This window comes from Vibrio sp. 10N.222.46.A1, assembly GCF_041473595.1.
Lineage (GTDB): Bacteria > Pseudomonadota > Gammaproteobacteria > Enterobacterales > Vibrionaceae > Vibrio > Vibrio tasmaniensis_A.
The window spans coordinates 1-11,570 of the sequence record NZ_JBFRSN010000912.1; the positions used below are offsets into that span (position 1 = coordinate 1).

At 42.6% G+C, this 11,570-nt stretch carries 20 protein-coding genes; 17 read left to right on the top strand and 3 right to left on the bottom strand.

Going from position 1 to position 11,570, the window contains the following annotated elements:
• Positions 1 to 67 precede the first annotated feature (67 nt).
• The 10 genes from AB4496_RS21820 to AB4496_RS21865 all read left to right on the top strand — a co-directional run bounded on the left by AB4496_RS21820 (position 68) and on the right by AB4496_RS21865 (position 5,367).
• Positions 68 to 475: a VOC family protein gene (locus tag AB4496_RS21820; protein ID WP_009846826.1), complete on the top strand. Its 408-nt coding sequence runs from the start codon at positions 68 to 70 to the stop codon at positions 473 to 475.
• Positions 476 to 552: 77 nt separating this feature from the next.
• Complete coding sequence (locus AB4496_RS21825) at positions 553 to 987, top strand: GNAT family N-acetyltransferase (protein ID WP_017078753.1); 435 nt, start codon at positions 553 to 555, stop codon at positions 985 to 987.
• 89 nt (positions 988 to 1,076) lie between these two features.
• Entirely contained in the window at positions 1,077 to 1,433 is a 357-nt protein-coding gene (locus AB4496_RS21830; protein WP_009846824.1) for a hypothetical protein, read from the top strand.
• Between the two features lie 36 nt (positions 1,434 to 1,469).
• Positions 1,470 to 1,940 carry a GNAT family N-acetyltransferase gene (locus tag AB4496_RS21835; RefSeq protein ID WP_009846823.1) on the top strand — a complete coding sequence of 157 codons (471 nt, stop codon included), beginning with the start codon at positions 1,470 to 1,472 and terminating at the stop codon, positions 1,938 to 1,940.
• A gap of 50 nt (positions 1,941 to 1,990) precedes the next feature.
• A complete protein-coding gene (locus AB4496_RS21840) occupies positions 1,991 to 2,605 on the top strand; it encodes a LysE family translocator (protein WP_102258495.1) in 615 nt (204 codons plus the stop codon).
• 110 nt (positions 2,606 to 2,715) lie between these two features.
• Complete coding sequence (locus AB4496_RS21845) at positions 2,716 to 3,132, top strand: VOC family protein (RefSeq protein ID WP_009846821.1); 417 nt, start codon at positions 2,716 to 2,718, stop codon at positions 3,130 to 3,132.
• Positions 3,133 to 3,185: 53 nt separating this feature from the next.
• Positions 3,186 to 3,767 carry an HD domain-containing protein gene (locus AB4496_RS21850; protein ID WP_009846820.1) on the top strand — a complete coding sequence of 194 codons (582 nt, stop codon included), beginning with the start codon at positions 3,186 to 3,188 and terminating at the stop codon, positions 3,765 to 3,767.
• A 121-nt stretch (positions 3,768 to 3,888) separates the two neighbouring features.
• Positions 3,889 to 4,281, top strand: a complete 393-nt coding sequence (locus AB4496_RS21855; protein ID WP_009846819.1) for a hypothetical protein — start codon at positions 3,889 to 3,891, stop codon at positions 4,279 to 4,281.
• 188 nt (positions 4,282 to 4,469) lie between these two features.
• A complete protein-coding gene (locus tag AB4496_RS21860; RefSeq protein WP_009846818.1) occupies positions 4,470 to 4,727 on the top strand; it encodes a hypothetical protein in 258 nt (85 codons plus the stop codon).
• 181 nt (positions 4,728 to 4,908) lie between these two features.
• Positions 4,909 to 5,367, top strand: a complete 459-nt coding sequence (locus tag AB4496_RS21865; protein ID WP_009846817.1) for a DUF302 domain-containing protein — start codon at positions 4,909 to 4,911, stop codon at positions 5,365 to 5,367.
• A 199-nt stretch (positions 5,368 to 5,566) separates the two neighbouring features.
• Here AB4496_RS21865 and AB4496_RS21870 read toward each other — a convergent pair whose 3' ends face one another.
• Complete coding sequence (locus AB4496_RS21870) at positions 5,567 to 5,899, bottom strand: PBPRA1643 family SWIM/SEC-C metal-binding motif protein (protein WP_004733856.1); 333 nt, start codon at positions 5,897 to 5,899, stop codon at positions 5,567 to 5,569.
• A gap of 263 nt (positions 5,900 to 6,162) precedes the next feature.
• On the opposite strand from AB4496_RS21870, the gene AB4496_RS21875 reads away from it, so the two are divergent.
• The 4 genes from AB4496_RS21875 to catB all read left to right on the top strand — a co-directional run bounded on the left by AB4496_RS21875 (position 6,163) and on the right by catB (position 8,845).
• Positions 6,163 to 6,879 (top strand): HAD family hydrolase, encoded by a 717-nt coding sequence (locus tag AB4496_RS21875; RefSeq protein ID WP_102258494.1) that lies wholly within the window; start codon positions 6,163 to 6,165, stop codon positions 6,877 to 6,879.
• A 42-nt stretch (positions 6,880 to 6,921) separates the two neighbouring features.
• Positions 6,922 to 7,305 (top strand): nuclear transport factor 2 family protein, encoded by a 384-nt coding sequence (locus AB4496_RS21880; protein WP_102258493.1) that lies wholly within the window; start codon positions 6,922 to 6,924, stop codon positions 7,303 to 7,305.
• A gap of 88 nt (positions 7,306 to 7,393) precedes the next feature.
• Entirely contained in the window at positions 7,394 to 8,125 is a 732-nt protein-coding gene (locus tag AB4496_RS21885) for a glucose 1-dehydrogenase (protein WP_102258492.1), read from the top strand.
• 93 nt (positions 8,126 to 8,218) lie between these two features.
• Positions 8,219 to 8,845 carry a type B chloramphenicol O-acetyltransferase gene (gene catB / locus AB4496_RS21890; protein ID WP_017099903.1) on the top strand — a complete coding sequence of 209 codons (627 nt, stop codon included), beginning with the start codon at positions 8,219 to 8,221 and terminating at the stop codon, positions 8,843 to 8,845.
• 79 nt (positions 8,846 to 8,924) lie between these two features.
• Here catB and AB4496_RS21895 read toward each other — a convergent pair whose 3' ends face one another.
• Positions 8,925 to 9,290, bottom strand: coding sequence for a cytochrome c (locus AB4496_RS21895; protein ID WP_102258491.1), 366 nt, complete (start codon positions 9,288 to 9,290; stop codon positions 8,925 to 8,927).
• A gap of 268 nt (positions 9,291 to 9,558) precedes the next feature.
• Here AB4496_RS21895 and AB4496_RS21900 point away from each other — a divergent pair, with 268 nt between their 5' ends.
• The 3 genes from AB4496_RS21900 to AB4496_RS21910 are packed head-to-tail and all read left to right on the top strand — an operon-like array spanning position 9,559 to position 10,550.
• Positions 9,559 to 9,810, top strand: coding sequence for a Rho-binding antiterminator (locus tag AB4496_RS21900; RefSeq protein WP_102258490.1), 252 nt, complete (start codon positions 9,559 to 9,561; stop codon positions 9,808 to 9,810).
• Positions 9,811 to 9,818: 8 nt separating this feature from the next.
• Positions 9,819 to 10,052, top strand: a complete 234-nt coding sequence (locus AB4496_RS21905; protein WP_004733848.1) for a hypothetical protein — start codon at positions 9,819 to 9,821, stop codon at positions 10,050 to 10,052.
• A 48-nt stretch (positions 10,053 to 10,100) separates the two neighbouring features.
• Entirely contained in the window at positions 10,101 to 10,550 is a 450-nt protein-coding gene (locus tag AB4496_RS21910) for a GyrI-like domain-containing protein (RefSeq protein WP_009846810.1), read from the top strand.
• Between the two features lie 127 nt (positions 10,551 to 10,677).
• On the opposite strand, the gene gltS is transcribed toward AB4496_RS21910, so the two are convergent.
• On the bottom strand, positions 10,678 to 11,570 hold an 893-nt coding region (gene gltS, locus AB4496_RS21915; RefSeq protein WP_372131958.1), incomplete at its 5' end, for a sodium/glutamate symporter.

An 11,570-nucleotide genomic window follows, 5' to 3' on the forward strand; every position in this document is an offset into this window, starting at 1 on the left:
CTATATTAGAGTGGAAATCCTGATTAGATTCTTACTAATCTCTCGCTATTTAGTGAATAGGTAAATCATGACATTACGAGTAGTTCCTGAGCTTTATTGTTTCGATATTAATGTGAGCCAATCCTTCTTTGTCGATGTGTTGGGATTTGAAGTGAAATACGAGCGCCCAGATGAAGAGTTTGTTTATCTAACGCTTGATGGTGTTGATGTGATGCTTGAAGGGATTGCGGGCAAAAGTCGAAAATGGCTTTCAGGTGACCTGGAATTTCCTTTAGGGCGTGGCGTTAACTTTCAATGGGATGTTATCGATATCGAACCACTTTATCAGAGAGTTAACGAAAGCGCCGCTGATTCTATTTACTTAGCGTTAGAGTCGAAGTCTTATCAATGTGGGGGTTCGATCGCGACTCAGAAGCAGTTCATCGTTCAAACTCCTGACGGTTATCTCTTTAGGTTCTGCCAAGATATTCGTTAACACATAAGTATTATTAGCTACTCATTTATTACGAGAAACACGGCTAACTAAGTACCCGTATAAATAAGGAGAGTAGAGTGGTCAACATTCGGGAAATGGCAATTTCAGACTACGACTCAGTGATCGCGTTGTGGTGCCAGACAGAAGGCATGAGTATTCGCGATGCCGATTCGAAAGAAAGCATTGCGAGCTATTTAGATCGTAACCCTGGTCTGAGTTTTGTGGCTGAAAGTAACAACGAGATCATTGGCGCTGTGTTAGTAGGAACGGATGGACGTCGTGGGTATTTACAACATTTAGCTGTCTCGGCCAACTTTAGAGGACAAAAGTTAGGTTGTAAGCTTGTCGCAGAGGCGGTCAACGCACTTGCAGGGTTAGGCATCCCGAAGACCCACTTGTTTGTCTATAACGACAACATCAACGCTCAACAGTTTTACGAAAAATTGGGCTGGTTTCCTCGAGATGAAGTTCGAATGTACTCGTTTAATAGCTCGGATAATAGTAACGTTTAGCCTTAAAGGTTAGTGTTGGCTGAGCGTTAATTTGTAACAGGTTCGCGCGCATCTTCCCAATATCAAAACAATCCTTGGAGTATTTAGAAATGTTGTTTTTTAGTCTGTCTAAACCATTGATTCAAGGCTCCGAGTTGTGTTCTGAGCTGCTCAATTTCTTAACCGAGCATAAGAGTGATTTCGAAGAAAAGTTAATCCCAGACCTGTCATACATCGATGATATGGCACACGTGGTGGACGGTATTAAAATCAAAGACGTTCTACACATCAATGCGAATCAATACCGCCTTCAATATTCGTTTGATTGGGAGCTGTTTCTAGGTTGTTCAGATAGGAACGAAACTGGTGTCGAGAATGGAAGCGTTCTATTCACACTTGAGGATGATAACGTTCTTAATATCAACTTCCCAAACTACGGTTCTCGAGACACTAGCGATGAGCTCTAGTCGGTTTTTCGTGCGTGTTATACAGAAGGAACAACAATGATAACTATTGAAAGGCTTCAAGAATCACATGTGGCGTTAGTTCAGGCCATCCAACTCGCCGATGAACAGGTTAAGTTCGCTGGTACAGCTGCAGAGTTTTTATTAGACGGCAGTGAAACGACGCACTTGCACGTGATTAAGTCTGATAACGAAGTTGTTGGTTTCTTTAAGCTGGATATCGCTTACGCAGAGCACTACGAATTCTGCCCTGAAGGAAGTATTGGCTTAAGAGCTTTTGTGCTTGATAAAAACCAGCAAGGTAAAGGTTTAGGAACGGGCACGGTCAAAGCTTTGTTTCCATATTTAAAAGCGAATTACTCAGCGTATGAGTTGATTTACTTAACCGTGAATTGCAAAAATCCCGCAGCATTCAACTGTTATAACAAAGGCGGCTTCGAAGATACCAATGAACAGTATTTAGGTGGCGCAGCAGGCCCGCAATTTATCATGCGCGGTCAAATCGCTTAGTTACATGAAACAGGTTAATTGTCGAACGACAAACGATCTAGGGAGGGATTATGTCAATTACATCAGGAATAGCTCTATTTGTTGCGATGTTACTATCTGCAGCCATACCGGGCCCCAGCGTTCTCGCAGTTCTGTCGAGGTCTCTAAGCCTTGGTTGGAAACAAGGCTTGTTAGTGGTGCTTGGCGTACTAATCGCGGATTACATTTTTATATTCTTAGCTTTGTCTGGTTTATCGGCTTTAGCTAGCGCAATGGGTGAATTTGCTACGGTAATTAAATATGTAGGCGTTGCCTATTTGTTTTGGTTGGCTTACACAACATGGACGTCAGATGTTAGTGAATCATCGAGTACATCTTCGGAGCAAGGAATGAAAGCTTCAAGCGTGATTATCGGGTTATTGATGACAGTTTCAAACCCAAAGGCGATTTTGTTTTACATGGGTTTCTTTCCCGCATTCATAGACCTAAAAACATTTACCACAACAGATGTGATGATGATTTTGGTGATTTCAACTGTAGCTGTAGGTGGAGTATTGAGTCTCTATGCTTGCACTGCCTCTAAAGCTCGTTTTGTATTTCAAGGGCGCTCAGCAAAGATGCTATTGAACAGGTTATCAGGTGGCTTTTTGGCGACTTGCGGTGCTTTGTTAGCAACTAAAACATGAGTACTCTTAGGACTGTTTTAACCATAACACCAAACTAAGTGTTAACACCTAGTGTCTTTGCCTGCTTCATGGCATCATTCCACGCAGCTAAAACCCCAACAAGGTATGTTATGAAACAGAATATTGTCCACATTGCACTCGTGGTAAAAGACTACGATGAAGCGCTTGATTTTTATGTAAACAAGCTTAAGTTTGATCTCATCGAAGACACGTATTTACCAGAAGAAGATAAACGCTGGGTTGTTGTTGCTCCACCAAATTCAACCGGTGTGAGCCTGTTACTTGCTAGAGCTTCCAAGCCAGAGCAACACGATTTCATCGGTAACCAAGCTGGTGGACGCGTATTCCTATTCTTAAACACCGATGACTTCTGGCGTGATTACGAACGCATGACGTCTTTGGGCATTAACTTTGTCCGAGAGCCTAAAGAGCAAGGTTACGGTACCGTTGCTGTGTTTGAAGATCTTTACGGTAACTTGTGGGATCTGCTTCAGTTAAACCCTGAACACCCTATGGCTAACAGGTAAATAAGCTAAGGCTCATTCGTGTGTTGCTCAAGCTCAATTAAAGGAAGCTCATCGTGGAAGAAATCAAAGGCATTCTGCAATTCATGGTCGAGATTGAACAATTAAAGGATGTTCATCGACAGACAAAACCGGTTGGATTGGATCGATATGAAAACTCCGCTGAGCACAGTTGGCAGGTCTGTTTGAGCGCTCTTATGTTGAAAGACTATGCCAATGAACAAATCGATATTACGCGAGTGATGAAGATGTTACTGATACATGACCTTGGGGAAATCGATGCAGGAGACACCATCATTTATGCCAGTGAAACCGAAGAAAACAAACTCAAAGAGAGAAACTGTGTTGAGCGCTTGCTGAAATCATTGCCAAGCCATTTAAGAACCGAGTATTTGGATTTATGGCTTGAGTTCGAAGCGGGTGAGTCACCGGAAGCCAGATTTGGTAAGGCGATCGATAGAGTGCCACCTTTGCTTCATAACATCCATGGTGATGGTCACAGCTGGAAGAAGCACAACATATCCAAAGACAAAGTACTGACCTTTAATGGCGAGCGTATTTCTAAAGGCAGTCGTGCTCTATGGAAAGAACTAGAAGTGCAGCTTGAAGGTGCTGCGGACAAAGGGCTATTAAAGTAAAAGTTAGCTATCTTGCCAAGTAATGGCAAACAAGTTTTACCTAACAAAGTTTAAATTAAACCCGGGAATTCATAGTGTTACTTCAGAGTAGCAAGCCCATTGTTGAAGGAATAAGAACCACATGAAAACCACTGCTTTAGCTGTATTGTTACTTGGCGTTTCCGGTTGTGTATTTGCAACCGATAACAATATTGAAGCTATCGATTACCAAGTGTCGATCACTGTCGAGGATTCTGAATCAAAACTCAACTTCCCAACCTTTAAGTTCGACTCTTTCGGACAGGAAGTCTCATCTCAAACTGAAGAATGCGTTTATTCGGGTGTTCTTTCTAAGCATGAAGCTAACGCTATTCTACTGGAAGCCAAAATGTCATGCGATTATGAAAATGGAGAGTCTAGCGGACAGATGCCTGTTTTTATTCTTGATAAAGAGGGTGGGGAAGCAAGTATCGAGCTCGGAGAAGATGAAGCAAACCTGTGGAAATACACGGTTCTAATTAAAGCGCTTAACTAAATTTCAAACGATACACGGTTACTCTTTTTGTTCTGCGCAATGCCAATAAAAGTAGATACATGGCACATGGTATTATCTCGTGTCTCATTTCTTTCTAATAAAACTCTAAAGGACAACAATGAGTTCGAGAACCGAGTGATAAGTTGTTAGTATTCGTCAACTTTATAAATGCTAGATGGCTTATATAAATACTTGATAATAAATATATTAAACACCCTTATCACTGTGAGCAGTGCAACGCACTTACCCCGCACCTTGCTGTTAACGCTTCCGATGCTCAATCTAAAGCGGAAGCGGAATCTGAAAAGAAACAATGGAAACTAGGCGTGTTGATGGAGTACCTGATGACGTTATTGTTTAAAGGTGACCATAATGTTCCCGGTTTTTATGTCGACAGTGATTACGAATACCAGTGTGAAAAGTGTGGGACTAAGTCGTGGCACTGATCATGTGTTTAGCTTTTGAAACAATTCCTATCTCAACTGCTGATAATAAGACGCATTAGAAAAGTGATCCTCTCTGCAAATTGAGAATGGAAACGTGTCTATACTGACATGGGTTACGTCGCTGATTTTAGAAGTGGCGCTACGAATGTAAGTTTGATTAGGTTAAATCTCAGAGGTGACGATGAAAAAATTACTACCACTATGCGCCATTTTACTCTCGGCATCATTTTCAGCTACGGCTTCTGATGGTTTGATTAAATATCAAAGTAATTACTCAGTGAAAGAGACCGCTGACCGCTTTGAAGAAATCGCCAAAAGCAAAGGATTGACCTTGTTTGCGAGAATCGACCATCAGAAAAACGCGAGTAAGGTCGATCTTGAATTGAGACCAACCGAAGTCATCATCTTTGGTAACCCGAAAGTAGGGACACCATTAATGCAATGTGCTCAAGAAGTCGCGATAGATTTACCGCAGAAGGTGTTAGTCACGGAAGATTCCAATAAGAAAGTATGGTTGTCTTACAACGATCCTAATTACTTGGTAGAGCGTCACGCGATCAATGGCTGTGACAAAGTGATTCAAAAAATATCGGGTGTACTAAGTAAGTTGTCAGAAGCGACAGTGGCTAAAGCGAAATAACCCAATAGTTCACCAGCATGTTGGTTGATTTATCATGGTTGAGCAAAAGCTATTTTTCTCTAAAAGCTAATGTTCTCTAAAAGCTAATATATTTCCAAATGCGCAACTCTGGACATAAAAAAAACGGGCAGATCGTAGTGATCTGCCCGTTTTAATCAATCATCTCAATCACACTATGAGTAGCATGAATCAGAAGTGCTTATGCACAACATTTCTTGTATTTCTTACCGCTACCGCAAGAACATGGGTCGTTACGGTTAGGTGTCTTTTCGAACGTCATTGTTTTTGGCTTGTTTAGTAATGTGTCGAACTCAAGCGTGTTTTCTTCTTTAGTTGCATCAACAGATACAGTAACAAAGATTGAATGCTCGGCCGCGATTGCTTCAACTTCTGCTTTACGAGCTTCAGTTTGAACCATTACAGCAACTGGTGACTCTTCAGTACCCACTTTAACATCGCGGTTTACATTGTAGCCAGCAAGAACGTGGTTCTGTCTTGTTTCAATACGGCCTTTGAAAAATAGTTTCGACATTGGGTACTCACAAAATTTGGGATGACGCTATTCCTATGCTGGGTAGCGTTATAGAGCGGGGGATTATACTGATATATTGCAATTGATAAAGCGGTTATGTGAGCAAAGCTTGTTTAGTTATTCTCGTCTAACGATTCTACGCTCCGCAACCTCTCAATTTTTTGCTTGTTCCGGGTTATATTTCAAATTAGAGACAATAAAATTTTCCTCAATAGGGGGAGAGTGATAAATTCAAATAGCCAATTTAAACAAAGAGATAGTGTATGAAATTAGATGCCATACTGTGGGATTATGATGGAACCTTAGTCAATTCAGTTCCAAAAAATATCGCAATAACCAAAGACATCATTTCTGTGGTCGCACCACATTTGTCAGGTGATAATTTACCCAAATATTTGTTGAGTGAAGCGCTCTATCACGAAGCCAACCACGGTGCTAAAAACTGGCAAGCCTTGTATGTCGACTATTATGGGATGTCTCATGATGAAATGTTGATCGCTGGTGGTATGTGGGCAGAGCATCAAGAGCAAAATCAAACTCCCGTAGCTCTGTTTGAGGGAATGGAAACCGTGATCAGTCAGTTCGCGCACCTTCCTCATGGGGTTTGCTCGCAAAACTCTCAATTGAATATTCGAACTGTACTCGATAGCTACGGTATAGGTGAGGTGTTTAAGTCAGTAGTTGGCTATGACGATGTATCGAATGGTAATCAAAAACCGCATCCGTTTGGCGGCATGAAGTGTGTTGAAAACATATTTGGTGAAGCTCACTCTAAAGAACTGTGTTTGATGTATATCGGTGACCATGAAGCGGATACACAGTTTGCTCGCAATATTGAAGTAGCACTGGGTAAGAACGCAAAAGTGATCGCGGTAGCTGCGGGTTATAGCCGTTCTGAACCTGAAAATTGGCAAACCAAGCCGGATTACATTGCTAACCGTGTCGATGATCTTTCAATGATTATTGGCAAATACGTTTAATCAGTAACGCTTAGTCGAAAGTGGCTAATTTAAGGAAGAATAATGAAACCAAAAGACGTGGTATTAGGATTTTGGGATGCAATGCGCACCAACGATTTTGCAAAGGCAAGTGAATGGCTAGCCACAGATTTTAAAGGTTATTGGCCTCAGTCGTCTGAATTGACGGTAGGGCGTGATAACTTCACGGCAGTCAATGCTGAATACCCAGCTAATGGTGTTTGGGAGTTCGCGCTCAATTCAATTGTCTGTGAAGGTGATACCGTAGTAACGGACGTTTCGGTTACAGACAGTGTGTTGAAAGGCCGAGTGATCACCTTTCACACGGTTGTTGATGGCTTAATTCAAAAGCAAACTGAGTTTTGGCCAGACCCATTCGAAGCGCCGGCTTGGCGATCGCAGTGGATTCAGGTTGTATCGAACAATTAGTTTGTGTCGATACGATCAGTTTGTAACGAAAAACCAGGTCGTATCGAATAATCAGGTTATAACAAACAAGTGGCATTAGGAGGTTTCATTGAACAAGGTAGTGATTGTAACAGGCGGGAGCCGAGGCATTGGCGCGGCGACATCTAAATTGTTGGCCAGTAAAGGTTATGCCGTATGCGTTAACTTCATACACAATGAATCGCGAGCGGAAGAGCTAGTTAATGATATTCGTGAACAAGGCGGAACCGCTATCAGTGTTCGGGCGGATGTGTCTGTTGAATCGGACGTAAAATCCTTATTCGAGATTGCACGTAATAAGCTAGGCCCAGTGACTCACTTGGTCAATAATGCCGGGATTTTATTTACTCAGTCACCTTTGGTTGACATCGAATTGGATCGCTTTGAAAAGGTGATGAAATCGAATGTATCAAGCTGCTTCCTGTGCAGTAAAGCCTTTATCAAACAAGCTGACGGTGCGGGTTCGATCGTGAATGTATCGTCTGCTGCTTCGCGAACGGGCGCACCATTTGAGTACGTGGATTACGCAGCATCGAAAGGTGCGATGGATTCACTCACCAAAGGCTTATCGCTTGAATTGGCTGCGCGTAATATCCGAGTTAATGGTGTAAGGCCAGGTTGTATCTACACTGAAATGCACGCAGACGGCGGAGAGCCTGATCGCGTAGACAGACTCGCTTCGCAGTTACCATTACAACGAGGTGGCACACCAGAAGAAGTCGCTAACTCTATCGCGTGGTTATTATCGGACGAGGCTTCGTATGTCACCGGCTCGTTTATTGATATTGCAGGCGGTCGGTAGGGCACGTTGGCCTTTGCACTAAGATAAACAAGTTAATACCATCAACACGCAACACAAGTACCTAACTAAAAGAACGAAACTAAGAGTACAAACATGAAAAACTATTTTGAGAGCCCGTTTGTCGGAAAGTCACTGAAAGAACAAGTGACCAACCCAAACATCATCGTGGGCGAACATAGCTACTATTCAGGTTATTACCACAATCACAGCTTTGATGATTGTGCGCGTTATCTGCTACCTGATAGAACAGACATCGACAAGTTGATCATCGGCAGTTATTGCTCGATTGGTTCAGGTGCCGTATTTATGATGGCGGGAAACCAAGGCCACCAAAATCAGTGGGTCAGCACTTTCCCGTTTTTCTATCAAGACGACGAGAAGTTTGAAGGTGCGATCGACGGCTTTGAACGCTCTGGCGATACTGTGATTGGTAATGATGTGTGGATCGGTACAGAAGCGATGATCATGAGTGGTGTTAAGGTTGGTGACGGGGCGATTATCGCGAGTAGAGCGGTTGTGACCAAAGATGTAGCGCCATACTCGATTGTCGGTTCAAACCCTGCACGTCATATCCGTTATCGATTCGATGACACTGAGATTGCTCAGTTGTTAGAAATGAAATGGTGGGAGTGGAGCGAAGAACAGATCAAAGGCGCGATGTCGTTGATGTGTTCTTCAGATATCAACGGGCTTTATCATTATTGGAAAGCGATCAAGTAATCGCAGTCCCCGATATAGCCACGCGTGACAATGTAGCCCCTCATGGTGTTTATACAAGAATGCTCAAACAAGTGAAAATTTACTGAATTGAATCTATATATGACAAGACATCTAACGCGTCTTGCTTTGTGATAACACCTTGCCATGCTGGCATACCTTGTTCTACGTTACCTTCTAAAATGTCATCCGCCAAAGAACTTGGACTGGTAAAAAAGCCGCCTAGTTTATTAGCGATATTGGCGGGCTTGTGTGGCAATGAAGCGGCAGTGGGGCCATCACCGTGTCCTTTGTCGCCATGACACACCCGACAAAGCTGCGTGTATTTGGCTTTACCATTGGCAAAGTGCCTCGCATCGATTTCTGAGGCGGCACTCGCATTAAACGTCATCATTGAAGCGACTAAACCTAAGAAAGCTAACACGTGTAAATGGTTCATGGTTTTCATTGTTTTGTTCTCGATTATTATTTAACAATGAAAGAATAAGCAGATGTGAGTAGAAGAAACGTGAATAGGTAAAGCGGGATTAAGCTAAGTTTAGAAGTAGGTTTAGAAGCAAGTTTAGAAATAGGATTAGAAGCTCGTTTAGAAATAGGTTTAGAAGCAAGTTTAGTTTCGGACGAACATCAATGTGATTTGGGTAAATGATTGATTATATGCATATTGCATAGTATGGCGTGTCGCATTAGCGTGGTGGATGAATTGGAGGGGTATTATGATTAGTTGCAACGATTACGATTATATTGAGATTGTGTGTATGCACCGATACCCAATCAAATTAACGCTGAAGTCTGGCGAGCAGATTGAATGTGTCGGATTAGATACTCAACGCAATGATAGCCGTGAAGAGTGCATTAAGGTCAGTATTCAAGGTGTAGAACAACTTGTCGTACTCACTGATCTTTCCACACTAGAAGTCTGTGTCAACAATCCTTATTTTCAGCAAATTTCATTCAAAACGTCATAGGCTTTCAAATGAATAACACCATAGAACAATGCTATTGCACCGCGTGCAGAGAAGACACACAACACGTTGTTGTGTTGGTCAGAAAGACCAGTGCGTTTGCAGACAAACCTAACCAAAAGCGAAGCGAGTTTTGGGCAGGCATGATAAAAGGTTGGTTCCTTGGCCCGTTTATCGCGTCAATGGATGAGTTTTCTCGTCATCTTGTCTGTGAAAAGTGTGGCCACAAAGAGATACAAGATTAGTTAAGATTTTACATAGTTAAAACGTCGATTGGCTTAGGAATAAAACGAATGAAAGTAGAAACGATTGAAGCCGTAAAGGCGTACGGGTTTTCAGTAAGAACCACTAATACCGATGAGATTGATCCAACAAAAGCAAAGATAGGTCAATTATGGCAAGGTTTTTTCGATCAAGCTTTTCCTAAGCTGACACCAGATTCAAAAGTGTATGGTGTCTACACCAATTACCAATCGGATTTTACTGGTGAGTTTGATGTTATTGCATGTACCAATGCACTTACCGATAACAATTTAGATGACCTAGTCGAAACCGAAATTGAAGCAGGTAAATATCTGACGTTTTCTGCTGAAGGTGAACTTCCTCAAGCGGTCATCGATTTATGGGGCGAAGTGTGGGCGTACTTCAACGCAGCAGATTGCCCACATGTTCGAACTTACACGACAGACTTTGAATTTTACAAAGGCGAAACTGAAGTCGAGATTTCGATAGCGATTCAATAAGCTTTGGGTAGTCGTTAGTGATAGTCAAATTGAGTCATTAGTAAAAGAGTCGCTCTGTATGAGCGGCTCTTTTTATTGGGGTATACCGCCTAAATAAATTGTGGTGTACCGTCTTAACAAAGGTCAGCTACATCATTCTCATGAAGTAAGGAATAATCAGTGCGTTCGCTAAATCAATGAAGAACGCGCATACCAATGGCACGATGATGAAGGCTTGTGCTGAATGCCCATATTTCTGACTTACTGCCGACATGTTTGCCATGGCTGTAGGTGTTGAACCTAACGAAATCCCTCCAAACCCAGCACATACAACGGCTGCATCATAGGTCTTACCCATTGATGGGAACACGATGAAGATATTGATTATCACGGCCAGTAGCAGCTGCATTGCCAATATCGCGAAGATAGGACCCGCCAAATCAATGAGCGTCCAAAGTTGCATGCTCATTAGGGACATCGCCAAAAATGTACCCAAGGATATTTCAGCAATTAAGTCGATAGCGGGCGAGCGTGTCGGCCATTTTGCGCCCGAGATTCTAGGGTAGGAGTCTGGCATTACGTTGGTGATCACGATACCCGCAAACAAACACGATACGAACAGTGGAAGTTGTAACCCGGTTTGACTGATCAATTCATTAAGCAACGCGCCGACAATGACACAAATATGAATCGCTAACACGGCGTCTAAAAATTGAAATGATGTAAGAGCTTGGTGTTGTTTTTTTGCATTTGAATCGATTGAGTTTGATTGCCCGTCGACAGGTTTGAGGTTGTGACGCTTAATGAGAAACTTTGCAATAGGGCCACCCATCAGGCTGGCTAAAATCAACCCAAATGTTGCACTGGCGATACCAATTTCCATTGCGCTTTCTAGGCCGAACTCTTCTGCAACCTTGGGTGCCCAAGCAATCGCGGTACCATGCCCGCCAATCAGTGAAATACTTCCGCTGAGTAGGCCAAAGACAGGCTCTAGGCCAAACATTGATGCGACAGAAATACCGACGATGTTCTGCATAATCA